Genomic DNA, 23,308 nt, shown 5'->3' with positions numbered 1-23,308 from the left:
TCGCCCGGCCCCGTCGCGGAAAGGACGCTCCCCATGGACCTGTTCGAACACGAAGCCCGCGAGCTCTTCGAAAAGCACGGCGTACCGGTCCCCCGCGGCCGGGTCGCCGCCGATCCGGCCGCGGCTCGGGCCGCCGCGGTCGCCCTCGGCGCCCCGGTGGTGATCAAGGCCCAGGTGAAGACGGGCGGGCGCGGCAAGGCGGGCGGCGTCCGCGTGGTGCACACGGCCGACGACGCCGAGCAGGCCGCCGACGACATCCTCGGCATGGACATCAAGGGCCACCGCGTGCACCGCGTCCTGGTCACCGAGGCGAGCGAGATCGCGGACGAGTACTACCTCTCCTTCCTGCTCGACCGGGCCGGGCGCACGTTCCTCGCCATGGCGTCGGCCGAAGGCGGGATGGACATCGAGGAAGTCGCGGCGACCCGGCCCGACGCCTTGGTCCGGGTGCCGGTGGATCCGCTGGCCGGGATCGACGCGACGGCTGTCGCGGCCGCGTTCCCCGCCGATGTCCGCGCCGAAGTCGCGGGGGTCGTCGAGAAGCTGTGGGAGGTGTTCGCCGCCGAGGACTGCACGCTCGTCGAGGTCAACCCGCTGGCGCTCACGGCGACCGGAATCGTCGCGCTGGACGGCAAGATCACCCTGGACGACAATGCCGCGTTCCGCCGTTCTTCGGCCTTTGACGACACTTCGGACGGTGATCCGCTGGAGCGCGAGGCCCGGGCGAAGGGCCTCAACTACGTCAAGCTCGACGGCGACATCGGCGTGATCGGCAACGGCGCCGGGCTGGTGATGTCCACTTTGGACGTGGTGGCGGCCGCGGCCGAAGCGGGCGCGCGGGGGCCGGCGAACTTCCTCGACATCGGCGGCGGGGCGTCGGCGCAGGTGATGGTCGACGGGCTGACCGTGATCCTCGGCGACCCGCAGGTGCGCAGCGTGTTCGTCAACGTCTTCGGCGGCATCACCGCGTGCGACGCCGTGGCGACCGGGATCGTGCGGTCAGTGGAGGTCCTGGGTTCGCGGGCCACCAAGCCGCTGGTGGTCCGGCTCGACGGGAACAACGTCACCGAAGGCAGGCGGATCCTCGCCGAAGCCGCCCATCCCCTGGTCACCGTGGTGGCCACCATGGACGATGCCGCCCGCGAGGCGGCGAAGCTCGCGATCGCGGAGGGCTGAGTCGTGGCCATCTTCCTGGACGAGAACAGCCGGATCGTCGTTTCGGGCATCACCGGCTCCGAAGGGGCGAAGCACACCCGGCGGATGCTGGCCGCCGGGACGAACGTCGTCGGCGGCGTCAACCCCCGCAAGGCCGGGCAGCAGGTGGAGCTTTCCGGTCGTTCGCTGCCGGTGTTCGGCAGCGTCGCGGACTCGACGGCGGCCACCGGCGCGGACGTCTGCGTGCTGTTCGTGCCGCCGCCGTTCGTGGCCGACGCCGTGATCGAAGCGGTGGACGCCGGGATCGGGCTCGCGGTGGTGATCGCCGAAGGCGTCCCGGTGCACGACAGCGCGCGGCTGTGGGCGCACGCCGTCGCGGCCGGCGGGCGGACCCGGATCATCGGCCCGAACTGCCCGGGCATCATCTCCCCCGGCCGCTCGAACGCCGGGATCATCCCGGCCGACATCACCGGGCCGGGCCGGATCGGCCTGGTGTCGAAGTCCGGCACGCTGACCTACCAGCTCATGCACGAGCTGCGCGACATCGGGTTCTCGACCTGCGTGGGCATCGGCGGCGACCCGATCATCGGCACCACGCACATCGACGCGGTCGAGGCGTTCGAAAAGGACCCGGAGACCGACCTGATCGTGCTGATCGGCGAGATCGGCGGCGACGCCGAGGAGCGGGCCGCGGAATTCGTGCGCGCCAACGTGTCGAAGCCGGTCGTCGGGTACGTGGCGGGCTTCACGGCCCCGGAAGGCAAGACGATGGGCCACGCGGGCGCGATCGTGTCGGGATCGGCGGGAACGGCCGCGGCGAAGAAGGAAGCGTTGGAGGCAGCGGGAATCCGGGTCGGGCGCACGCCGAGCGAGACGGCGGCGCTGGCGCGCGAGGTCCTCGCCCGGTGATGGAGCTGCGCCAGCTGGCGGTGGTGGTGGCGGTCGCCGAGGAGGGCGGCTTCACGGCGGCCGCGCAGCGCCTGCGGACGGTTCAGTCGACGGTGTCCACGGTGGTCCGGGCGCTGGAGCGGGACCTGGGCACCCCGCTGTTCCACCGCACGACGCACCGGGTGGTCCTGACCCCGGCGGGCGAGGCGTTCGTCCCGGCCGCACGGGCGGCCCTCGATGCGGCCGAGCGAGCCCGCGCGGCGGTGTCCCCGCTGACCGGCCGGGTCCGGCTCGGGGTGTGCCCGGGCTTGCTGGCGGACCTGCACCGGACACTGTCCCGGCTGCGGCACACGCACCCGGGCCTGACGCTGGAGGTCCGCCAGCTGCCGCCGGAGCAGGTGCGCTGCGAGCTGGCCGAGTCCACTGTGGATGTGGCGTTGACGCTGGCTCCCGGCGGCGGCCGCCCCGAGCCTTCGGCCGACGCTGTCCGGGCACGCCACAACTCCGCGCCACCCGCCGAACCGGTTACCACCCGGCTGGCCGCCGACGAGCTGGTCGTCGTCACCGCGCCCGGCGGCTCGAGCTCGGTCCCCGCCGATGTCTCCGGACTGTCCCTGGTGGACTTCCCGGTGGGCTGGGCGATCCGCGACGCCGTCGACCGTGCCTTTCCCCGGCGGCCGGGCTCGCTGGAAGTCGATGATCTCGCCGTGGCCGCCGGGCTCGTGCGGGCCGGGCTCGCCGCCTGCCTCCTGCCCGCCTCCGCCGCCGCGCGGTTTCCCGACCTCACCGTGCGGCGGTTCGAGCGCCCCGTTCCGTGGCAGCTCGCCGCCGTGCACCGGGCCGAGGCCGGCCCCGCCGTCGCGGCCGTCGTGGCTCAGCTCGGCTGAAGACCCAGGCGGTCCGGTCGCGTGTAGACGTTCATCGACGTCCCGCGCAGGAACCCGACGAGCGTCAGGCCCAGCTCGGCGGCCAGGTCCACCGCCAGCGACGATGGCGCCGACACCGCGGCCAGCAGCGGGATCCCGGCCATCGCCGCCTTCTGCACCAGTTCGAACGACGCCCGCCCGCTCACCATCAGCGCGGTCCCGGACAGCGGGAGCGCGCCCTCCCGGGTCGCCGAGCCGACGACCTTGTCCACCGCGTTGTGCCGGCCGACATCCTCGCGCAGGCACCGCAGCTTCCCGTCGGCGTCGAACAAGCCCGCCGCGTGGAGGCCGCCGGTGCGGTCGAAGACCCGTTGCGCCGCACGGAGTTCGTCCGGCAGCCCGGCCAAGGTCGCCGGGTCGGTCGCGAACGGGTCGCCGGCGACCGGCCAGGTGACCGTCGTGCGCACGGCGTCCAGGCTCGCCTTGCCGCACAGGCCGCACGAGGACGTCGTGTAGAAATTGCGCTCCAGCGAGGCGTCCGGCGGGGCGACGCCGTCGGCGAGCACGACGTCGAGGACGTTATAGGTGTTGCCGCCGTCGACCTGGGCGCCGGCGCAGTAGCGGATCGACCGGATGTCGGCCGCCGCGCGGACCACGCCTTCGCCGACCAGGAAGCCGGCGGCGAGGTCGAAGTCGTCGCCGGGCGTCCGCATCGTGATCGTCAGCGGCTTCCCGGCGACCCGGATCTCCAAGGGTTATTCGACGGTCAGCGTGTCCGGCCGCGTGCTGTGCCCGCCGTCGTGGACGCGCAGGACCCGCCGCCTGCTGGTCATCCGCCCCACGTCAGGCCACCGGCAGCAGCGACTTGGGCCGGCCCGGCTGGGTCAGCCGCCCGGACAGCACCGCCGCGGCCAGGCTCAGCACGCCGGCCGCGACGAACCCCTGCTCGGTCACGACGAGCGTGGCCAGTCCGATCCCCACCACGGCACCGACGGCCTTGGCGCTGTAGAGGATCCCGAAGTTCTGCGCCGCGGACTCCTCGCCGAAGTACTCGCGCACCAGGCCGACGAGCAGCGTGTAGCAGCAGCCGTTGCCGAGGCCGGCGAGCGCGACGCCCAGCAGCAGGCCGACGGCGTGCCGGTGGTCACCGGAGTAGAACAGCACGAACTGGGCGACCCCGCCCGCGAGCAGAGCGAACCGCAGGATCCGGTGCCGGCCGAGCCGGTCGGCGAACCGTCCGATGAGGACACGGCCGCTGCCGGTCGCCGCGGCGAGCAACGCCAGCGCGGCCGCGGCAAGCCCGGGCCCGCTGCGCGCGGCGGTGAACGTCGCCAGGTAGGCCAGGTCGAACAGCAGGACGGCGGCCGCGAGCACGACGACGAGGTACAGCGACAGCGTCGTCCCGCACCGGAACAGTTCCGCCGGCCGGTAGTGCCGGACCGCGGGGCGCCGATTGTGCGCCGGGTCGAGCGCCCACGCGCGGGGTTCGGGCGTGCCGGGCCACCAGTGCCGCGGCGGGTACCGCAGCAGCGCGGCGCACCCGCCGATGACGACGAGCACGACGGCGGCGGTGACGTCCAAGAGCGTCTGCCGAGCGGCCGGCAGGGCGGCGGCGAGCACGACGAAGGGAACGCTGCCGAAGGCGAACGCCCCGCTCACGAGGCCGGCGCGGGGGCCGGTGCCGTCCGGGAACCAGGCAAGCACCGCGCCGACGCACGTGGCGTACACCAGACCGGTGCCGAGGCCGCCGAGCACGGAGTAGCCGAGGAACACGGCGGACAGGCTGGTCGCGTGGCCGAGCGTCACGAGCCCGGCGGCGCACAGGACCGCGCCGGCCGCCATCGCCACGCGGGCCGGGAGCAGGCCGCGGTCGCGGAGCCACGCCACCGGGAACGCGGCCCCGGCCTGGCAGACGGCCCACACCGCGAGGGAGAGCGCGATTCCGCCGAACGTCCAGCCGGGGGTCCGGCTCAGCGACGGCACGATCGCGCCGAAGCCGTACTGCTGCACCCCGGCGGCGAGCATGGCCGCCGCGGCGAGCCCGGTGATCCACGCCCGTGGCCGGCCGAGCAGTTCCCGGTCGGTCTCGCCGACGCGGTACCGCCGTCCGTAGACGTCCCGCAGCTCACGCACCTCGGCCACGTCGACCACCTCCTGCCAGACTGACGATTGTATGCAGTATGCAGTAGTCTGAGTGTGCGCGCTTGAGTGGCGGATGTCTAGCGGAGAGTGCGAGCGGGGCCTGGATGGCCGAGCGGGCGACATACCGCGAAACGAGACGGCTCCGACCCAGGGAGACACGGGGCACCGGCCGGGCGAAGCGACTCTCACGCCGCAGGAAGAGCGGCCAGGCGCCCAGGCGGCGCAACCCCTCAGGCCACAACCAGGAGGCGGACCGACAGCCGGCGACACGCTTTCACGCCGCAAAGAGGAGGCGGCCCGGTGGCCATCGAGGGAGGAGGCGACCACCGGACCGGTGCTCCGCCGCGGTACCGGCCGCGCGGAGCACTGACAGTCTGGCCATCGAAGCCGCTTCTCGACAAGCTTTCGCCGCCCACCGGACGGCGGTATGCCCGTTTGGCGGCGCCGGGAACCGGCGTCGCGGTCCACATCGAACCGGGTGCGTGACAGCGAGGCACGAAGGGAACACCGAACGCCACCTGAGCACGCTCAAGCGGCCGGCCGGCGAAGCTGCGCCTACCGGGGCGGCTTCGCCGGCACGGGCACGGCTTTCAAGACTTCTTGCGGGTCGCTCGCTTGCGCGCCGGCTTCGCTTCGGCGGGCTCGGCCGCCGCGGCCTGGTCGGCCTCGAAGCCGGCGATGATCTCGCTGGACAGGCGGCCGCGCTCGGCGACCTCGTAGCCGTTCGCCTGCGCCCACTCGCGGATCTGCCGGTTGCGCTCGCGGTCGGTGCCCGCGCCGGACGGGCCGGACAGCGACTGGCCGGTCGCGAGGCGGACCTTGCGGCCGCCGATGCGCCGCGCAGCGGCGACGTAGCGACCCAGTTCGTCCCGCAGCGCGGACGCGTTCTCCTCGGACAGGTCGATCTCGTACGTCACCCCGTCGAGGCTGAAGGGGACGGTCTGCGAAGCCTCGCTGCCGTCGAGGTCGTCCACCATCTGGACCTGCACCCGTTGCGCCATGATTCGTCGTTCCTCATCTTCTCCAGAACACGGTCGGACTGACCCTAACCTGTCGAATCATGCCCGGCACGCGCGACACCCTGAAGCGTCCACAATGGCCGCTCGGGCGAGCGGCTCGCCCGCGTCCAGAGTGACCGCAACGGAGCCGAAATGCTCGTCGTCTTGTAGAAGATTCAATTTTGTGATATGCTCGAAATCGAATCGGTACCGTGGCGGCATGAAACCCGCCGGTTTTCCCGCTAATGCTCCTCGCGTCAGCCACACCGCCTTCACGGCCGCCGCCGCGCGAGCGGCACATTTGCTGGTCGACACCGAGCCGCTCATCTTCTCCGATACCCTCGCGGCACGCCTGCTCGGCGACCGCGCCGAGGAACTCCTGGCCTACCACCGGCTCCACGGTACCCATCCGATCCTGGCCGGCGCCCGCGCCGAAGCGGTGTGCCGGAGCCGGTTCGCCGAAGCGCGCCTGATGCGCGGCAATTCCGGTATAGACCAGTATGCGATTCTCGGCGCCGGGCTCGATTCGTTCGCGTACCGGACCACGTCGCGACGATTCCGGGTGTTCGAGGTCGACCACCCGGCGACTCAGTCGGCCAAACGGGAACTGCTGGCCGGCGCCGGCATCGCCGAACCGGCTTCGGTCACCTTCGTCCCGGTCGACTTCGAAGCCGAACCGCTGCGGGAACGGCTCGTCCAGAGTGGACTGGACCCGGTTCGCCCCGTGTTCGTCAGCTGGCTCGGTGTCACCGTCTACCTGACGCGCACGGCGATTGCCGCGACATTGCGGGAGCTCGGCGGATTCGCGCCGGGATCGGAAATCGTGGCCGATCACCTGCTGCCGGCGGAACTGCGCGACGCGGCCGGGAACGGGTACGCCGACGCCGTCGGGCCGGTGGCCGCCGGGCAGGGCGAGCCGTGGCGTACGTTCCTCTCCCCCGCGGCGCTGTCCGAGCTCTTGCGCGAAGCGGGTTTCGACGTCGTCGAACAGGCCGGGCAACGGCAGAGCGTCGCCGCGCGGCTGTGGCGCCGCACCGACGCCCTGCGGCCCGCCGCGCTTTCCGCACTGGCGCACGCGCGCATTCCGCGCCGGCCCGGCTGACCGGGAACCTCAGTCGGGCAGCATCGGCACTTCGAGGTCGTCCGGCCGGCCGAGCAGCACCGCGCGGGTGACCGCGGCCTTGCCGAACCGGTCCCGCACGGCGTCCAGCGCGGTGTCGAGCTCGGTCGCCCGCTGCCGTTCGAACGGCAGGGCCGGCTGGAACGGGTTTTCGTCGGCCAGGTTCGACAGCGCCGCACCCAGCAGGGTGATCCCGCGGTCGGCGATCAGCGGCAGCGCGGCGACGAGCAGCTCCCGCGCCGCTTCCAGCAGCACGCCGGTGCCGGCGGTCGGGTCGGTCAGCGTGTGCGAGCGGGTGGCGCGGGAGAAGTCGGCGAAGCGCAGGCGGATCGTCACCGTCCGGCAGACGCGGCGGGCGGCGCGCAGCCGGCGGGCGATCCGGTCGATCAGCGCGACCAGCACGATGTCGAGCTCGGCCGGGGTCCGCCTGCCGCGCCCGAGGGCCCGCTGGGCGCCGATCGAGCGCCGCCGGGTACCGATCTCGACGCGGCGCGGGTCGTCGTTGTGCGCCAGGTCGTGCAGGTGTGAGCCGGCGGCCCGGCCGAGCAGGCCGACGAGGTCCACGTGCTCGGACGCGGCCAGCTGGCCGACGGTCGTGATGCCGCGCGCCCGCAGCTTCTCGGCGGTGACCTTGCCGACGCCCCAGAGCGCCGACACCGGCAGCGGGTGCAGGAACTCCAGCTCGCCGTCGTGCGGGACGACGAGCAGGCCGTCGGGCTTGGCGACGCGGCTGGCCACCTTGGCGAGGAACTTCGTCCGCGCCACCCCGACGGTGATCGGCAGCCCCGCCCGCTCGGCGACGGCGGTGCGCAGCCGTTCGGCGACGTGGCTCGGCCGCCCGCCGATCCTGGCCAGCCCCCCGACGTCCAGGAACGCTTCGTCGATCGAGATGCCTTCCACCCACGGCGTGGTGTCGTGGAAGACCTCGAAGACCGCCCGGCTGGCGGCGAGGTAGGCCGACATCCGGGGGCGCACGACGACCGCGTGCGGGCACAGCCGGCGAGCCTGCGCGCCCCCCATCGCGGTGCGCACGCCGTAGGCCTTGGCCTCGTAACTCGCGGCGAGCACGACCCCGCCGCCGACGATCACCGGGCGCCCCTTCAGCGCCGGGTCGTCGCGCTGTTCGACCGACGCGTAGAACGAGTCGAGGTCGGCGTGCAGGATGGGCCCCTCGGCGGTCATAGAACATATGTTCGCATACCCGTGCGCCGAAGTCCGCTCATCCGCCTACCGCGGGTGACGTGCCGCCGGTCGAAGTGCGCGTTTTTCCGGTTGTCCGCGCGCTGTTGCCCAGCTCACACTCGAACCGACGAACCACCCGACCACTGGGGGCGACATGACCGAGAAGTGCCGATGCGGCGACCACCACGCGTGGGCCGCGCCGAACCCGCAGGACCGGCCGGCGGCACCGCGGCAGCCACTGCTGGCGGCGACGCTGGCGCACGAAGACCGCGTGGAGGACGCCGGCGGCCTGGATCCGACCGACCGCGTGACGTGCCGGACGCACCACCGCTGGCTGCACGACTGCGTGGCGTCACCGGTGCACACGAACCCGGCCATCGGGTACCGGTGGTGCCGCCGCTGTGACCACCAGGCCCTGGTCGCGGTGGACGAACTGGCGGGCGAGGTCACCATCCGGTGCGGGCTGTGCGGAGCGATCCCGCGCAGCCGGGCCAACCAGGAGCTGGTGGAGCTGTGCCGGCGGAGCCTCGCGCTGGCCCGGTCCGGGCGGTTCCCGGAGATCGCCGTCGCCTGACTGCCATGATGCGGGGGTGCCCGCTCCCGGAACCACCGCGTTGCTGATCCTGCTGCCCGCCGCCGAGCCGGCGCTGGCCGCCGCCCGGCGGGTCGATCCCGCTCTGGTCCGGCCAGGCCTGCCTGCCCACGTGACGGCGCTGTACCCGTTCTTGCCGGACGCGTCGCTCACCGACGAGGTCTTGGCCGACGTCCGCGCCTTGGCGGCCACCGTGTCCCCGCCGGAAGTCCGGTTGACGGAGCTGGTGGTGACGCCGGGGTTCGTGGCTCTCGCGGCTCCTGCTCTCCAGGCGATCACCGATGCCGTTTGTGCCCGGTGGCCGGAGGTTCTGCCGTACGGGGGGCGGTTCGGTCCGCGCCCGGCCGCGCACCTGACGGTCGCGATGGGTGGTCCGGACGACGCTCTCGAGCGCGTGGCCGGGGAAGTGCGGCCACTGCTGCCGCTGGCCGATCGTGCGGAGGCGCTGCAGCTGGTGGCACTCACGGACCGCGGCTGGGAGCCGCGGCTGGAGGCCCCGTTCGGCGAGTGACGCGACGGCAATCGCGTGGTCGATGCCTTGGTGAAGTGACCCGCCCCGCTGCCGGTCACCGGCCGGCGACGTCGGGCGCCGGTGTTCCCTCCAGGTTCCGGTAGGCGCGGGCAATCGCGCGCAGCCGGGCCACGTCCGCGGCGAACGGTTCCGTCGCCGCGGTGGGCGGCGGCTCCGTCTCGGCCGGCTCGTCCGGCAGGTCGCGCACCAGCCTCGCCGCCGTAGCCGGCGGCAGGTCCGGGGTCGCGCCCGCCAGGATCAAGCCGTCGTTGGTCTCGCTCATCGCCGTCAGCAGGCGCTCGCGGCGGGACGACCCCGCCGGATCGAGGCGGGTGATCTCCGGGAATCGCCGCGTCAGGTGGACGCGCAGGGGCCGGAGCAGGCGGAGCGTCCGCGCGTCGCGGCGCGCAGCCGCCAGGCCCGGGACCGCCGGGATCGTCAGGCCCAGGACGATCAGCAGCACCGACACCGCCGGGAACCCGACGTCCAGCGCGCACGGCAGCGTCGAGAACGGCCCGCGGCACAACGCCTTGACCGGGTGCTCGGCTTGCAGGGCGCGGATCGTCGCGACCACCTTGCCCCCCAGGTACGCCACCGCGAAGCCCGACGCCAGCAGCAACAACGCGAGACCCGCACGCAGCGCGCCCCCGCTCGCGCGGATCGTCACCGCCGCCACGAAGCCGATGTCGAGCACCGCGAAGCCCAGGTACACCGTGTAGGTGAAGACGTAGACGACCAGCGTCGGGTGCGTGCGGTACAGCTCGTCGAACAGGCCGATGCCGCGCGGCAGCCCCGAGGTGCTGAAGAACGTCACCACCAGCACGGTCAGCGCCACGCCGAGCGCGACCAGCCGGGTGCGGCGGCCGCGGTCGCGGGTGCCGCTGATCTCCGCGACCGTCAGGCCGATGCCGTACGCCGCGACCATCGTCGCCAGGTTCGACAGCAGCCGGCCAAGGCTCGGGTAGAGCTCACTTTCGAACTGCTGCGCCCGGTTCGACAGGAAGCAGAACGCCGCGCCCAGCGCGATCAGCGAGACGGCCAGGCCCGCGCCCGCGCCGGTGCGCCGCGCGCGGGCCACTCTCCAGATTCCGGCGAACAGGGCGAAGAGCCCCACTCCGACGAACAGTATGTCGATCACGGGACGCGACTATCCCAGGAGGGCCGCCAGCCGCCTAGCCTGGTCCGCCGCTCGGCCGGACGCGCCCGGCTGAACGGCGGGCGGCTCGCTCGTCGCCGCGCTCAGCAGCAGGACGGCGATCAGCTCGGCCTCGTACTCGTCGGTCCCGGTCGTGACGCGGGTGAGCAGGTGCGACAACGCCCGCGGCGCCAGGTCCGGGGCGAGTTCGGCGGCCTCGGCCTCCGACATCAGGCAGGTCCCGGTGTGCACGCACAGCATGTGGGCCAGCTCGTGGGCGATGATGTGGTCCTGGTGCAGCGCCGACGTCCGCTCGGTGTAGGCGATCAGGTCGTAGCCCGGGCGAGCCTGCCACGCACCGGACGGCTGACCGGGCCGGTAGGCGATCGGGACGAGGTCGATCTCGCGCCCCCGCCACGCTTCGAGGCCGTCGACCCAGGCGTTCATCGACCACGGCCGCGGGAGCGGGACAGCGGCGAGCACCGTCCGCACGCGCTCACGTGCCCGGTCGCGGAGGGCCGGCAGGCCGCGCTCGTCGATGGGTCCTCCCTGGTGACCGGGCGCCAGCCGGGTGCACCGGGGCGCGAACACGGACGAGGTCATCGTAGCCGAGCCGCCCGGGCTCACTCCGGCTTCCGCCGCCGCCCGGCGCGGCCCCGGGTGTCGTCGTAGCTGCTCAGCTGATCCAGCAGCGCGGTCACGGTTTCGCGGTCGCGCGGCGAGAGCCGCATGGCTCGCTGCGCCAGGTTCCGCGCTTCGCTGTCCCGCCACGCCACAACGTCTTCGACCTGCTGGTCGACCTGCCCGGCGACCTCGTCGTCGAAGAAGTACGTCACCGGGACGCCGAAGAACTGGGCGAGCGCCTGGATGTGCGAGCGCTTCGGGTCCTTGCGCGCACCGACGGCCAGCTGCTGGACGTGGGTCGCCGACATCGTGACCCCGGTCTGCTCGGCGACGCCGTGCGCGATCTCCCGGTAGGAGTACGGCTTGCGGTCCGGCGGGTGCACGGTCGCGATCAGGTGCGCCAGCCGTTCGGCGAAACTGCGCTCTTCGCTCACCACACACCACCCGCAGCCATGAAACGTGACACCCAACAGCGTAGCTGTTCCGAAAACTTGACACATCCCGTGCCGGAAAGACTACGATACTCACGTCCGGTGTTTCGGAAACGTGACACCGGCCCGGGGTGGCGCAGCGGCCCACGGGTGACTCACGTGGCCACTGGGGGTGACCACGCGCCTAGCCCCGCCGTCTGCGCCGCCCCTCCTCGCACCGCTCACCTCACCGCGCCAGCAGGCGCCGCACTGCTCCCGGTGGGACTCCGGCGTGTTCGCGGACCGTTCGGGTCAGGTGAGCTTGGTCGGCGAAGCCGAGGTCCGCCGCCAGCACGGCCAGCTCCCGCTCCCCCGCCTCCAGCCGCTCGAGGGCTCGGCCGACCCGGACGCGGTTGCGGTAGCGCGTCAGCGAAACGCCCAGCTCGCGCGGAAAAGCGCGGCTCAACCGGTACGGCGACACCCCCAGCGCCTCCGCCAGCGGGAACAGCCCGGCCGCGGCCGGGGCGTCCGCCACGATCGCTTCCCGGGCCCGGGCCACCACCGCGCGATCGTCGCCACGACCCGGCGACGCCGGTGTCGGGGCCCGCGCCGCCTGCGTGATCGCGCCGCCCACCAGCGCCAGCAGCTGTTCCGCCAGCGCGTAGTCCGGGTCGGCCGCCGAGGCGACCACGCGCCGGTGGGCGAGTTCGAGTGCGGCGTCGACGTACACCGTCGACGGCCCCGCCCGGTCGCCCGCGAGGCGGCGCCACAATGGCGCGCCGAACTCCACCGACGTGCAGACGTCTCCGCCCGCCGGGTGCGCGAAGCACTCTTCGTCGCCGGGTCCGGCCAGGTAGGCCGCCGTCGGGTCGGCGTCCGCGATCACGCCGCGGACCCGCCTGCGGAACCGGCCCCGGCGCACCAGCACCACCCGGTGGCCGGCCGGCACCTCCGCCGCCGACCAGCCGGTGTGGTCGTCGGCGCACCGGACCACGCTCACCGAATACCCGGGGCGGGCCACGACTTCGAATGCTTCGAGCACGAGCCGGACGGTACGCCGGGGGTCCGACACTTTCCGGCCCGCAAGGATCTTCAAGACCGCACCCGGGAACGGCGGGCAGGCTCCCACCCGACGAAAGCACGACGAAAAGGAGCCATCCGTGCCCGCAGAACTCACCACCGTCGTCCTCGACTGCGCCGACCCGGCCGCGCTCGCCGCCTTCTACGCCAAGGCACTCGGCTGGGAAGTCACCTCCACCGACGACGACACCGTCCAGCTCGGCGGCGGCCCGGTCGGCCTCGGCTTCCAGCGCGTCGCGGGCTACCGCGGCCCCGCCTGGCCGGACGCCGCCAAGCACGCCCACTTCGACCTGCGGGTCGGCGATCTCGCCGGCGCCGTCGAAGAATTCCTGACGCTGGGCGCCATCAAGCCGGACTTCCAGCCGGGCGGCGGCGACTGGACCGTCCTGCAGGATCCCGAAGGGCACCTCTTCTGCCTCGCCGAGGGCTGACGGCCGTCACCGCGTGGCGGTCACGCGCAGCGAGCGCGTCTCGATGCCGACGTTGCCGTGACCGTCACGGGCGTAGAGGTAGAGCTTCCAGACACCCGGCTGCTGCGGCGCGGTGACGGTGAACGTCCCGTTCCCGGTGAACGGGGCCGGGATCAGGCCCGACGCGTTGTTGAGGTACTTGCTGTTGTACCCCATCGTGTAGGTGATCGGATCACCGTCCGGATCGGACACTCCGGCCGTCACCGTGAAGGTGCCGCCGGCCGGGACGCCGGTGGCGCGGCTGAGGTCCATCGACGCGATCACCGGCGGGGTGTTGCCACCCGTCTGTCCACTGTAGAGCCGCCGGACGGCGTACCAGGAGAGCCGCTTCTCGTTGCCCGTGGTGATGTTGAACCAGACCCCGCCGAAGTCGCCCTCGGTGCCGTAGTGGAAGAGCGTCGCGCCGAGGGCCACTCCGGGGTGGGCCAGCACGCAGTTCCAGGCATTGCCGTAACCGTCGCGCTTCTGCTGGTCGGTCGGTTCGGTGGGCACGCCGTTCACGTCGTTCGGCACCTCCCACTCGCCGGCCGGGCCGGTCTCGGTGATGACGTACGGCTTCGTGTAGCCGCCCGCCAGCCAGTCCTGCTTCACCTGGCAGACGTGGGCGTAGGAGTTGACCGCGTAGAGATCGAGGTTCGGTGCGTACGCCTTGTAGTACGGCCACGCGCCGGTCCAGGCGTCGGTCGAGGTGACCGGGTGGTTCGCGTCGATGGCGTGGATCGCCTGCGCCGCTTGATCGACGAAGCGCGTGTAGGCGATCCGGTTCTGCTCCAGCTGCGTGCCGGAGTAGCAGTTCTGCATCCCGAGGATCGACTCGTTGCCCACGTTCCACAGCAGCACGCCGGGGTGTGTTTTGTATGCGGTAACCCATTTTTGGATCTCGGCGAGCATCGTGTTCTTGTATGCGGTATCCGTTGTGTAGTCGACGCAGCCGCCGCTGCCCGGGCCACCCCCGGGCTGCAACCAGAATCCGCTGCTCACCTTGATGCCGTTGGCCGCGGCGGCGTCCAGCAGGGGCTGGGTGGTGCCGTCGGTCCCCCAGGTGCGGACGGTGTTGACGCCGATCGCGTGCAGTTCGGGCATCCGCGCGGCCGCTTCGCCGACCGGCGGGCCCCAGGTGAGTCCCTTGACGGTCCACGGTATCCCGTCGACCGTGAGCTGCCAGTTCCCCTGCGAGCCGGTCACCCGGGTGACGCCGGCGCCGCCCTGCGTCCCCGGCGTTCCGCTCACCTGGAACTCCCACAGCGAGTAGCCGTAGCCGCCGACGCGATGGGTGCCGTAGAGGCGCACATACCGGCCGTGCCCGGTGACGGCGAGGTTTTGGATCCCGCCGGCCGCGGTGGTCGTGCTGTACACAGTCTGCCAACTCGCGGCGTCGGCCGAGACCTGGATTTCGTAGGCCGTCGCGTAGGCGGCTTCCCAGTTCAGCATGACCTGGCTGATGTCGGCGGGAGCGCCGAGATCGACCTGAAGCCACTGCGGGTCGCTCCAGGCGCTCGCCCAGCGGGTGCCGGGGTCACCGTCGACGGCCGCCGACGCCGGCGTGCCCGCGCCCTCGCTGCTCGACGCGGTCGCGGGTCTGCCCTGGGAAAGCAGCGTGGCGGCGTGCGCCGGGAAGGGGGCAGCGAGCAGGCCCAGCACCAGCAGGGCCACCAGCGCCGGGACGGCGCGGAGGAGCGACGGTCGGTCCACGATGACTCCCGTACGACAGGGGAACGGCACTCGGAGAGCGCTCTCCAGCGCGACCGATGGTTCGGCACGCGCCCCCGCCCTGTCAAGGATCGCCGGTAATCCCGACAATGACTGTCCGAGCGGCGAAGGGGTGACTCCTTGACAGGGTCGCACCCAGCTGCGCATGCTGTGGGAGAGCGCTCTCCCATCCTTGGCACCCTCACCGTGGAGGACCCTTGGCAACGAAAGCCGCGCTCCTCGCCTGCACCGCCGCCACCGTGCTGGCAGGCGCCTTCCTGACCGCGGCCACCTGGTCGCCCGCCGGGGCCGACGATCTGGTGACCCACCACGAGTTCCAGGTCAACTGCTCCCCGAGTCACCACCAGCCGGACGACCCGATCGTCTTCCCCGGGCTGCCCGGCGCCTCGCACGACCACACCTTCCTCGGCAACAAGACCACCAACGCCGCTACCACCCTGCAATCCTTGCAGGGCGCGGGCGTCGGCAACACGACCTGCCTGGCGCCGGACGACCTGTCCGCGTACTGGTTCCCGACGGTGTACAACGGGAACCAGGTGGTGCTGCCGAACTTCGCGCAGGTCGTCTACTACAAGTCCGGCATCCTCGACTACACGAAGGTGGTGCCGTTCCCGCCCGGCCTGCGGTACGTCGCCGGGAGCGTCACGGCGACGCAGGACGACTTCCAGCACGCGCCCGGGGCGATCGAGGGCTGGGAGTGCGGGGACAGCTTCCACAACTGGGACATCCCGGTGCACTGCGTCGACGGCAGCCAGCTCAACATCCGCTACCAGGCGCCGAGCTGCTGGGACGGCGTCCACCTGGACTCGGCCGACCACAAGAGCCACCTGGCGTACCCGGACCGGGCGACGCTGACGTGCCCGGCCGACCACCCGGTGGCCGTGCCGATGCTGGAGTTCAAGATGGCGTTCCCGGTCAGTGGCGACATGTCCGGCGTCCACCTGGCCAGCGGGCGCGGGTACTCGTGGCACTACGACTTCTTCAACGCGTGGGACCCCGAGACGCTCGCGGCGCTGGTGAAGCACTGCATCAACGGCGGCCTGCAGTGCGACCCGCGCGGGTTCGACCTCTACAAGCCCGATCGCGGCGGGGTGCTCGGGCCGAACTACCGGCTGCCCGGCCGTCCGTGAGACGGCTGGTCCTGGGGGCGGCGGTGGTGGCGCTGATCATGGGCGGTTGCGCCACCACCACCGCCCCGGCCCCCACCACCACCCCGCAGGCCTTCAACCCGACCGACGTGGCCTGGCTGCAGCTGGTGGTGCCGATGACGGAGAACGCCCTGACCGCGGCCCGGCTGGCGCCGGAGCACACGGCGAGCGCGGCCGTCCGCTCGGCGGCCGAAGCCTGCTCTGGACCTCAGGACCGGTTGCTGACCCGCCTGCGAGCCGTCCGCGACCGGGCGGGGCTGCCGGCCGGCGATGTCCACAGTGGACATCGGATGCCCGGTATGGTCACCGCGGCCGACCTGGTGGCGCTGCGGACCGAACAGGGCTCCGGGTTCGACCGGCGGCTGGTCGCGCTGCTGCGGGCGCACGCCGCCCAGCTCGTCGTGCTGGCCCGGGGTGAACAGGCATCCGGGGCGGACGCGGAGACTCGCGAGCTGGCCCGGGAGGTCGGCGCCGAGGGGACGCGGGAAAGCGAGGTGCTCCCGAAGACCGCGTGAGACGAGCCGTCGAGGCCACGGGATCCGTGGCCTCGACGGCAGTTCCGGCTCCGGAAGGCTCAGTACGTGACCGTCACCGGGCCCGGGTGGGCCGGCGCGGTCACGGTCAGCGTCTTCGTCGCCGCGTCCCACTTCCACGCCGTCGACGGCGCCCAGCCGGTTCCCACCTTCACCCGGCTCGGGGCCGCGGCCACGCCGAGGAACTTCACCGTCCACTCGCGGGGCGCCGCCCGGAACGAGCCCTGCGCGGGCGACACCGTCACCGTGTGCGCCCCGGAGCACTCGCTGTAGGTGATCTTCGTCGACGACGAACGCGACGACGACACGCCGTTGTCCTCATACAGCGAGAACGTCCCGGATCCGCCCGGCGCCACCGTCACCGTCGCCCGGTCCAGCGGGTTCTGGACGTCGTTGGCGACGTCGGCCGTCCGCGTGGCCGTGATGCCGCCCGCGCGGAGGAACACCGGCATCGTGCCCAGGTCGGACGTCACCTGCTGGGTCGTCCCGCCCGCGTAGGTCTTGCCGGTGAAGTAGTCCGTCCACTGCCCCGGCGGGAACCACACCGACGTCGTCGCCGAAGTGCCCGGGGACGTCACCGGTGCCACCAGCATGTCCGGCCCGTAGAAGTACTCGCTCTGGGCCGCCGCGTACGCGCCCGGCTCGTCCGGGTACTCCAGGTACGTCGGGCGGACCACCGGAACGCCCGTCGTCGCCGCTTGCTGGGCCAGCGTGTAGGTGGTGGGAACCAGGTTCTCCCGCAGGTTCAGGAACTTCGTCGCCGACGCCTTGGCCGCGTCGCCGTACTGCCAGGGCAGCCGGTCGCTGTGGTTGCTGTGCAGGCGGTCGATCGGCTGGAACGTGCCGAGCTGCACCCACCGCGCGTACATGTCGTCCGGCAGCTTGGCCGTCTGGTGCTGCTGCCCGCCGGAAGTGTAGGTCTCGCTGCCGCGCAGGCCCGTCGTGTCGTTGTGGCCGCCGATGTCGTGGCTGATCGCCGACATGCCGGTCGCCGCCGACTCCGCCGGCGTGATGCCGACCTCCATCCGCAGCGTTCCCCACGTCGAGGACGTGTCGCCGGTGAAGTGCAGCGTGCTGCGCTTGTCCGCCCACGGCCCCGTCGCCAGCCCCGTCGGACCGCCGTAGCCGCCCGCCTGCAGCGAGCCGTACGCCCGCGAGATGACGAACCCGCGGCCGGTCGCGGGAGCCGCGAGATCGGCGTACTGCTGGTTGATCCACGCGTCCGGGGTCACGCCGGGCAGGCTCGAGCGCGAGGCGTCACAGCACCAGTCGAGCCACCAGAAGTCGTTGCCCTGCTTCATCATGCCCGCGTGCAGGTCGAGGTAGGCCTTGAGCTGGTCCGGGTCGCCCCAGTCGAAGACGTAGCAGTCGGTGCCGCAGTTCGACTTGGCCAGCTTGCCCTTCGCCGTCGCCTGGGCGCGGGCGAACTGCGGGTCCGACCCCATGATGCTGGGGTGGATGTTCAGGTTGTTGTGCAGGCCCTGGGCCTTCGACCAGGCGAAGAAACCGGCCGGGTCGGGGAACTTCGCGGTGTCGAACTGCCAGCCGTTCCACGTGTCCGGCGCCTTGAAGTCGGTGTCGGTCACCAGGACGTCCAGCGGGACGCCTTCGCTGCGGAACCGCGGCAGGATGCGATCGCGGTAGTCGGCCGCGGTGCGGTCGATGTACTCGGAGTACCAGACGCCGTAGGCCCAGCGCGGCAGCAGCTGCGGCGGCCCGGTCAGGGTCGCGAGATCACGCAGCCCGGCCTTGTAGTCGTGGCCGAACGCGAAGAGGTACCCGTCCTGGTAGGGGTTTCCGCCGTGCGACGGCCGCTGCGTCACGGCGCGGGTCTGCGGGTCGTACAGCGCGGAGATGGTGTCGTCGAGCAGGTACCAGCCGTCCTGGTGCAGGAGGCCTTCGGTGGTCGACGGCGTGCCGTTGTCGCCGTTGACGCCGTCGAGGCCGCGCCGGTAGCCGCCGAGCGCGAGGTGCGGCGGCGGCGCCGTGCCCCCGGCCGGGGTGACGGCGACGGTGTCGACGTTGACGTGGCAGCTGGTGTCCTCGGGACAGCCGAGGACGACGTCGTTCGTGCCCGCCTTCAGGTCCACCGGCACGGACGCGCTCTTCCAGGCGTCCCAGCCGTCGGTGATCGGCAGCGTCAGCGTGCGGGTGACGCCGTTCGCGGTGACAGCCGCGGTGCGCATTTCGTGACGGCCGTCGCCTCCGGTGCCGTTGGCGTAGCGGACGTGCAGCAGGTAGGTGCCGTCGGCCGGGACGTCCGAGACGCGGTGGGTCAGCGTCGAGCCGCGGTTGAGCTCGGCGACGAACCCGCGCCCGGCGTACCCGGTGTGGTCGGTCGCCACGACGGCGGACCCCGAGCGCAGCCCGGCCTCGGCCTCGCAGCTCGTCCCGGCCGGGCAGCCGGTGAACGCGCGCGCCGAGGCCGGCGGGAAGGCGGCACCGGCGGTCAGCACGGCCAGGCCGTCGAGGTTGACGTCGCCGGAATCGGCCGCGGTCCGCTCGAGGCGGACGCTGTGGTGCCCGGCGGCGAGGGTGACCGGCACCGAGGCCAAGGCCCAGGCGTTCCAGTCGGCCGTCACGGGCAGGGTGAGCTTCTGCGCCGCGCCGCCGTCGACCGAAACGCTCAGGGTGCGCGTGACGTACTGGCCGTCGCCGCCCTGGCCGTTGGCGTAGCGCGCGGTCACCGAGTACGTCCCCGCGGTGGGTGCGAGGACGTCCGCCGTCACCGAGTTCCCGGTGCTCTCGAACCCGGCGAGGAAGCCTTCGCCGGTGTAGCCGGAGTGGTCGGTCGCGATGCCGAGCCCGTCGGTGGTGAGGTCTTCGGCCTCGCACCGGGCACCGGCGGCGCAGGTCAGGTGGTGCCAGGGGGCCGCGAGCACCGGGGTCGCGCCCGCGCTCGTGCGGATCTCGAGGTTGCCGCCGTCGAACGGGCCGGAGTTCAGCCGGTAGGTCAGCGTCGCCGCGCTCGTCTTGATCGTGAGGACGCCGCCCGAAACCGTGCTGGTGTACGACGTCGGCGTGAAGGCGCCACGGCCGACGGCGTTGAAGGTGGCGGCGTCGGTGAAGCGGCCGTCGCCCGCGTACTCGGCGCGGATCACGGTCGGGGACAGCACCTGGAAGCGGGCGTTCCCGGCGGCGACGGTCTGGCGCGCAGGCCCGGCCACGGCGGGCGTCGCGACGGTCACCGCCGCGACGGCGCTCCCGGCGGCGACGAGCGCGAAGGCCCGCCGGATGGTTCTCGCTGTTCTGGTCCGCACGGCGGAACTCCGTTCCGGTGAAGGGGACTCGGCGGCGTTACAACGTTGGAAAGCTGAGCACAGCAAATCGCCCGATGTCCAGACCATTGTCCGGAACTTGTCCCGGACAGATCAGCGGCCGGTCACGCCGGTGCCGGCGTCGATGCAGTGAATGACTCATTCCTGGCGTCGGACGCCAGGAATGAGTCATTCACTGCATCGGACCAGCCGCCGTCAGGAGAGCTGTCAACGAACCTCGGACACGCGGACACCAGCGGTCAGGCCGAGTCCCGGACCACCAGTTCCGGGTCGAAGATCACCGACTCCGCGCGCAGGGCCGGGTCGGCCATGCGGTCGAGCACCATCCGGGCCATCGTCGCGCCCATCTCCTCGACCGGCTGGCGGACCGTGGTGAGCCGGGGGCGGCAGCTGAGCGCGACCCGGCTGTCGTCGAAGCCGACCACCGCCACGTCGTCCGGGACTCGCTTGCCGGCCTCGCGCAGCACCGTCAGCGCGCCGTACGCCATCAGGTCGTTGGCCACGAAGAGGCCGTCCAGCTCGGGGTCCTCGGCGAGCAGGCGCTCCATCGCCCGTTCGCCGCCCCGTTCGGTGAAGTCGCCCTCGGCGACCGCGACGTACGCGTGACCGTGGCGGGCCATCGCGTCGCGGAACCCGGCCAGCCTGTCCTGCCCGGCCGGGGTGCCCGCCGGGCCCGCGATCGTGGCGACGCGGCGGCAGCCGCGCGAGACGAGCCGGCCGGCCGCGAGCCGGGCGCCGTCCCGGTGGGCGACGTCGACGTAGCAGACCGGTGCGGGGCGGCCCGGCCGCGCGAACAACGCCGTCGGGACGCCCGCGCCGGTCAGCATGCGCGGGAGCGGGTCTTCCGCCGGGTGCAGCGAGATCAGCAGCACGCCGCTCACCTGCTCCTGACGCAGCTTCGGCACCAGCTTCTCGCGCTCCTCGTCGCTGTCGACGAGCATCAGCAGCGGGTGCAGGCCCCGCGGGCGCAGGTGCGCGAGCACGCCTTCGACGACCCGGCCGAAGAACGGGTCGCCGAACACGCCGCCGGTGAACGCCTCGACGTGCCGCTCCGGTTCGGACACGACCAGCGCGATCCCGCCGGTGCGCCGGGTGACCAGCGAGCGAGCCGCGCGATTCGGGACGTACCCGGTGTCGGCGATGGCGCGCTCGACCGTCTCGCGCAGCTTCGGGTCGACGTTGCGCACGCTGTTCACCACGCGGGACACCGTGGCGCGCGAGACGCCGGCGACCCGCGCGACGTCCTCCAGGGTGGGCGGCTGCGTCGTCACCAGTCCTTTCTAGCACGCTGTGAGAGCGCTCTCCCGGTACCGCTGACAAATGTCACGGGTGGCCGGTGCGGGACGGCACTGCCTTGCCGCTGCCCGCGCGACGAGCATTTCCGCCATGACCAGAACCGAAACCGCCGGCTTCCGGCCGGTGCTGCTGCTGACCGGCGCGTACGTCGCGCTCTCCGTCCTGACGTTCGTCGTGATCGTCCTGTTCCGCGACCACCCCGCGATGGTGACCGACGCGGTCTGGGTGCGCGCCACCATCGTCGTCGCCAGTTCACTGCTGACGTTCGCCTTCGCCCGCAGCGCCGCCCGGGGCTCGCGCAAGGGGCTCCTGCGGCTGCGGATCGTCTCCGCGGTGATGCTGGTGGCGATCGTCGTCATCGTCGTGTTGCCCGGGCTGTTCCCGCTGTGGCTGCGGATCGAGCAGGCCGCCTGCGGGGTGCTCCTGCTCGGGGTCACCCTGCTGGTCAACGGCCGAGCGTTGCGGGCGCGGTAGCGTGCCGTGGTGGACGGGACGAGCGACGTGCAGCGCTGGGTGCGCGGCTGGCGGCTGCGGCTGCTCGACGCCGGCCTGCTCGTCTACCCGGGCGTGACCGTGGCGGGCGTGCTGCAGCATTCCGCGGGCACCGCCGCCTTCGTGGGCTGCCTGGTCGTGGCCGCGTTCGCCGTCGGGTACCTGCTCGCCGCGGCCGCGGCGGCCCGCCGGGCGGCCAGGCCGTTCTGGCTGCTGACCGGTGGGTGCGCCGTGCTGTTCGCCGTCGCGATCCCGTTCGCGCACGCCGACGCCTTCTTCCTCGCCGCCGTCGTCCTTTCGCTGGCCGTACCGCGGCTCCCCCGCCGCGTCGCGTTCGGGCTGGTGGCGGCGGCCGCGCTCGCTGCCGTCCTCGGGCCGTGGCCGGGCGGGCCCGGGTGGACGCAGGCGGTCGCGCTCGTGTTCACCGTGCTCATGGTCTCGGCGTTCGCCGAGGCGATCCGGGCGAACACCGCCCTCGTCGAGGCCCGCGCCGAGGTCGCGCGGCTGGCCTCCGAGGCGGAACGGACCCGGATCGCCCGGGACCTGCACGACCTGCTCGGCCACTCGCTCACCGCGATCACGGTGAAGAGCACCCTGGCCCGCCGGCTGGTCACGGCCGAGGCGGCCCGCGCGGGCGAGGAGATGGCCGCGGTCGAGACGCTGGCGCGGCAGGCGTTGACCGACGTGCGCGCGGCGGTGTCGGGCTACCGGGAGGTCACGTTGGCCGGCGAGCTCGCCCGCGGCCGCGAGCTGCTGCGCGCGTGCGGGGTCGCCGCGGACCTGCCGACGGCCACCGACGTGGTCGGCTCGGCCCACCAGGAACTCTTCGGGTGGGTGGTGCGGGAAGGCCTCACCAACGTGGCCCGGCACGCGCGGGCGACGCGGTGTTCGGTGACGCTCTCGGCGTCCACAGTGGAGGTCGTCGACGACGGCGTGGGCGGGGCCGCGAGCGGGGGTTCCGGGCTCGACGGGCTGCGCGAGCGCGTCCTCGCGGCCGGCGGCGGCTTTTCGGCGGGGCCGCTGCACCCGCGCGGGTGGCGGCTGCGGGTGACGGTATGACCATCCGGTTGCTGCTGGCCGACGACCAGGCGCTGGTCCGGGAGGCGTTGTGCGCCCTGCTCGCCCTCGAGGACGACTTCGAGGTGGTCGCCTCGGTGGGCCGCGGCGACGAGGTCGTCGCGGCGGCGCGCGAGCACCGGCCCGACGTCGCCCTGCTCGACATCGAGATGCCCGGCCTGGACGGGCTGGCGGCCGCGGCGGTGCTGGCGGCGCAGGTGCCGGACTGCCGGATCGTCATGCTGACGACGTTCGGCCGCGCCGGCTACCTCAGGCGCGCGATCGAGGCGGGCGCGGCCGGGTTCGTGGTGAAGGACGCCCCGGCCGACGTGCTCGCCGACGCGATCCGCCGGGTCCGAAGGGGAGAGCGGGTGGTGGACCCGGCCCTGGCGGTGGCCACGCTGGCGGCGGGCGAGTCGCCCCTGACGGCCCGCGAGCGCGATGTCCTCATCACGGCGCGAAGCGGGGCGACGATCGCGGAGATCGCCTCGCGGCTGTACCTGTCCGAGGGAACCGTGCGCAATTACGTGTCGGCGGCGATTGCCAAGACGGGGGCGCGGAACCGGGTGGAAGCCGTGCGAATGGCGGACGAGCGCGGCTGGCTGTAGCAAGCAGGACGCCC

General features: G+C 72.8%; 22 protein-coding genes and 1 pseudogene. 12 read left to right on the top strand and 11 right to left on the bottom strand.

Features of this window, described 5'->3' with window-relative positions:
- The first annotated feature begins 33 nt into the window (after window positions 1-33).
- The 3 genes from sucC to ISP_RS23860 are packed head-to-tail and all read left to right on the top strand — an operon-like array spanning window position 34 to window position 2,930.
- Window positions 34-1,176: an ADP-forming succinate--CoA ligase subunit beta gene (gene sucC / locus ISP_RS23870; RefSeq protein WP_013226409.1), complete on the top strand. Its 1,143-nt coding sequence runs from the start codon at window positions 34-36 to the stop codon at window positions 1,174-1,176.
- A 3-nt stretch (window positions 1,177-1,179) separates the two neighbouring features.
- Window positions 1,180-2,064 carry a succinate--CoA ligase subunit alpha gene (gene sucD / locus ISP_RS23865; RefSeq protein ID WP_013226408.1) on the top strand — a complete coding sequence of 295 codons (885 nt, stop codon included), beginning with the start codon at window positions 1,180-1,182 and terminating at the stop codon, window positions 2,062-2,064.
- The gene (locus tag ISP_RS23860) at window positions 2,064-2,930 is read left to right on the top strand and encodes a LysR family transcriptional regulator (RefSeq protein WP_014467135.1); all 867 of its coding nucleotides are present in this window, start codon (window positions 2,064-2,066) and stop codon (window positions 2,928-2,930) included. The genes sucD and ISP_RS23860 overlap by 1 nt, the downstream gene beginning before the upstream one ends.
- Here ISP_RS23860 and fdhD read toward each other — a convergent pair.
- From fdhD to ISP_RS23845, 3 genes and pseudogenes are all read right to left on the bottom strand, one after another.
- Window positions 2,918-3,751, bottom strand: a pseudogene (fdhD, locus tag ISP_RS23855) (formate dehydrogenase accessory sulfurtransferase FdhD). The gene ISP_RS23860 and the pseudogene fdhD sit on opposite strands and share 13 nt — an antisense overlap.
- Before the next feature lies 1 nt (window position 3,752).
- On the bottom strand, window positions 3,753-5,051 hold the full coding sequence (locus tag ISP_RS23850) for an OFA family MFS transporter (RefSeq protein WP_013226405.1): 1,299 nt from the start codon (window positions 5,049-5,051) through the stop codon (window positions 3,753-3,755).
- Window positions 5,052-5,641: 590 nt separating this feature from the next.
- On the bottom strand, window positions 5,642-6,052 hold the full coding sequence (locus ISP_RS23845) for a histone-like nucleoid-structuring protein Lsr2 (RefSeq protein WP_013226404.1): 411 nt from the start codon (window positions 6,050-6,052) through the stop codon (window positions 5,642-5,644).
- A 217-nt stretch (window positions 6,053-6,269) separates the two neighbouring features.
- Between ISP_RS23845 and ISP_RS23840 the strand changes: the two genes are divergently transcribed.
- The gene (locus ISP_RS23840; RefSeq protein ID WP_071831472.1) at window positions 6,270-7,151 is read left to right on the top strand and encodes a class I SAM-dependent methyltransferase; all 882 of its coding nucleotides are present in this window, start codon (window positions 6,270-6,272) and stop codon (window positions 7,149-7,151) included.
- A gap of 9 nt (window positions 7,152-7,160) precedes the next feature.
- Here the strand turns inward: ISP_RS23840 and dinB are convergent, their stop codons facing one another.
- On the bottom strand, window positions 7,161-8,351 hold the full coding sequence (gene dinB, locus ISP_RS23835; protein WP_013226402.1) for a DNA polymerase IV: 1,191 nt from the start codon (window positions 8,349-8,351) through the stop codon (window positions 7,161-7,163).
- 154 nt (window positions 8,352-8,505) lie between these two features.
- Here dinB and ISP_RS23830 point away from each other — a divergent pair, with 154 nt between their 5' ends.
- Window positions 8,506-8,925, top strand: coding sequence for a hypothetical protein (locus tag ISP_RS23830; protein ID WP_013226401.1), 420 nt, complete (start codon window positions 8,506-8,508; stop codon window positions 8,923-8,925).
- Window positions 8,926-8,941: 16 nt separating this feature from the next.
- Window positions 8,942-9,454, top strand: coding sequence for a 2'-5' RNA ligase family protein (locus ISP_RS23825; RefSeq protein WP_230468921.1), 513 nt, complete (start codon window positions 8,942-8,944; stop codon window positions 9,452-9,454).
- 55 nt (window positions 9,455-9,509) lie between these two features.
- Here ISP_RS23825 and ISP_RS23820 read toward each other — a convergent pair whose 3' ends face one another.
- The 4 genes from ISP_RS23820 to ISP_RS23805 form a co-directional block, all read right to left on the bottom strand.
- Entirely contained in the window at window positions 9,510-10,592 is a 1,083-nt protein-coding gene (locus ISP_RS23820; RefSeq protein ID WP_013226399.1) for a hypothetical protein, read from the bottom strand.
- A 9-nt stretch (window positions 10,593-10,601) separates the two neighbouring features.
- Window positions 10,602-11,180 (bottom strand): hypothetical protein, encoded by a 579-nt coding sequence (locus ISP_RS23815; RefSeq protein ID WP_230468920.1) that lies wholly within the window; start codon window positions 11,178-11,180, stop codon window positions 10,602-10,604.
- Between the two features lie 32 nt (window positions 11,181-11,212).
- Window positions 11,213-11,647, bottom strand: coding sequence for a hypothetical protein (locus tag ISP_RS23810; RefSeq protein ID WP_013226397.1), 435 nt, complete (start codon window positions 11,645-11,647; stop codon window positions 11,213-11,215).
- Between the two features lie 223 nt (window positions 11,648-11,870).
- A complete protein-coding gene (locus tag ISP_RS23805) occupies window positions 11,871-12,695 on the bottom strand; it encodes a helix-turn-helix transcriptional regulator (protein WP_013226396.1) in 825 nt (274 codons plus the stop codon).
- A gap of 88 nt (window positions 12,696-12,783) precedes the next feature.
- Here ISP_RS23805 and ISP_RS23800 point away from each other — a divergent pair, with 88 nt between their 5' ends.
- The gene (locus tag ISP_RS23800) at window positions 12,784-13,134 is read left to right on the top strand and encodes a VOC family protein (RefSeq protein ID WP_013226395.1); all 351 of its coding nucleotides are present in this window, start codon (window positions 12,784-12,786) and stop codon (window positions 13,132-13,134) included.
- A 6-nt stretch (window positions 13,135-13,140) separates the two neighbouring features.
- Here the strand turns inward: ISP_RS23800 and ISP_RS23795 are convergent, their stop codons facing one another.
- Window positions 13,141-14,865: a discoidin domain-containing protein gene (locus ISP_RS23795; RefSeq protein ID WP_013226394.1), complete on the bottom strand. Its 1,725-nt coding sequence runs from the start codon at window positions 14,863-14,865 to the stop codon at window positions 13,141-13,143.
- 215 nt (window positions 14,866-15,080) lie between these two features.
- On the opposite strand from ISP_RS23795, the gene ISP_RS23790 reads away from it, so the two are divergent.
- Together ISP_RS23790 and ISP_RS23785 are read left to right on the top strand one after the other, a co-directional pair.
- Window positions 15,081-16,013, top strand: coding sequence for a DUF1996 domain-containing protein (locus ISP_RS23790; protein WP_013226393.1), 933 nt, complete (start codon window positions 15,081-15,083; stop codon window positions 16,011-16,013).
- Complete coding sequence (locus tag ISP_RS23785) at window positions 16,010-16,546, top strand: DUF305 domain-containing protein (protein WP_013226392.1); 537 nt, start codon at window positions 16,010-16,012, stop codon at window positions 16,544-16,546. Before ISP_RS23790 ends, ISP_RS23785 begins: the two co-directional genes overlap by 4 nt.
- 59 nt (window positions 16,547-16,605) lie before the next feature.
- Here the strand turns inward: ISP_RS23785 and ISP_RS23780 are convergent, their stop codons facing one another.
- Together ISP_RS23780 and ISP_RS23775 are read right to left on the bottom strand one after the other, a co-directional pair.
- Window positions 16,606-19,824 carry a TIM-barrel domain-containing protein gene (locus tag ISP_RS23780; RefSeq protein WP_013226391.1) on the bottom strand — a complete coding sequence of 1,073 codons (3,219 nt, stop codon included), beginning with the start codon at window positions 19,822-19,824 and terminating at the stop codon, window positions 16,606-16,608.
- Between the two features lie 257 nt (window positions 19,825-20,081).
- On the bottom strand, window positions 20,082-21,113 hold the full coding sequence (locus tag ISP_RS23775; RefSeq protein WP_013226390.1) for a LacI family DNA-binding transcriptional regulator: 1,032 nt from the start codon (window positions 21,111-21,113) through the stop codon (window positions 20,082-20,084).
- A gap of 115 nt (window positions 21,114-21,228) precedes the next feature.
- Between ISP_RS23775 and ISP_RS23770 the strand changes: the two genes are divergently transcribed.
- The 3 genes from ISP_RS23770 to ISP_RS23760 are packed head-to-tail and all read left to right on the top strand — an operon-like array spanning window position 21,229 to window position 23,294.
- Entirely contained in the window at window positions 21,229-21,612 is a 384-nt protein-coding gene (locus ISP_RS23770; RefSeq protein ID WP_013226389.1) for a hypothetical protein, read from the top strand.
- 9 nt (window positions 21,613-21,621) lie between these two features.
- Entirely contained in the window at window positions 21,622-22,689 is a 1,068-nt protein-coding gene (locus tag ISP_RS23765) for a sensor histidine kinase (RefSeq protein ID WP_230468919.1), read from the top strand.
- Window positions 22,686-23,294, top strand: coding sequence for a response regulator transcription factor (locus tag ISP_RS23760; protein WP_013226387.1), 609 nt, complete (start codon window positions 22,686-22,688; stop codon window positions 23,292-23,294). The genes ISP_RS23765 and ISP_RS23760 overlap by 4 nt, the downstream gene beginning before the upstream one ends.
- Window positions 23,295-23,308 lie beyond the last annotated feature (14 nt).

It is taken from the genome of Amycolatopsis mediterranei (assembly GCF_026017845.1).
Taxonomy (GTDB): Bacteria; Actinomycetota; Actinomycetes; order Mycobacteriales; family Pseudonocardiaceae; genus Amycolatopsis; species Amycolatopsis mediterranei.
This window is presented reverse-complemented; position numbering and strand designations above follow the sequence as displayed.

Excerpts from the sequence above, each read along its gene's own strand:
- sucC (WP_013226409.1), top strand. The coding sequence starts at position 34 with ATGGACCTGTTCGAACACGAAGCCCGCGAGCTCTTCGAAAAGCACGGC.
- ISP_RS23860 (WP_014467135.1), top strand. The coding sequence starts at position 2,064 with ATGGAGCTGCGCCAGCTGGCGGTGGTGGTGGCGGTCGCCGAGGAGGGC.
- ISP_RS23845 (WP_013226404.1), bottom strand. The coding sequence starts at position 6,052 with ATGGCGCAACGGGTGCAGGTCCAGATGGTGGACGACCTCGACGGCAGC.
- ISP_RS23840 (WP_071831472.1), top strand. The coding sequence starts at position 6,270 with ATGAAACCCGCCGGTTTTCCCGCTAATGCTCCTCGCGTCAGCCACACC.
- dinB (WP_013226402.1), bottom strand. The coding sequence starts at position 8,351 with ATGACCGCCGAGGGGCCCATCCTGCACGCCGACCTCGACTCGTTCTAC.
- ISP_RS23830 (WP_013226401.1), top strand. The coding sequence starts at position 8,506 with ATGACCGAGAAGTGCCGATGCGGCGACCACCACGCGTGGGCCGCGCCG.
- ISP_RS23770 (WP_013226389.1), top strand. The coding sequence starts at position 21,229 with ATGACCAGAACCGAAACCGCCGGCTTCCGGCCGGTGCTGCTGCTGACC.
- ISP_RS23760 (WP_013226387.1), top strand. The coding sequence starts at position 22,686 with ATGACCATCCGGTTGCTGCTGGCCGACGACCAGGCGCTGGTCCGGGAG.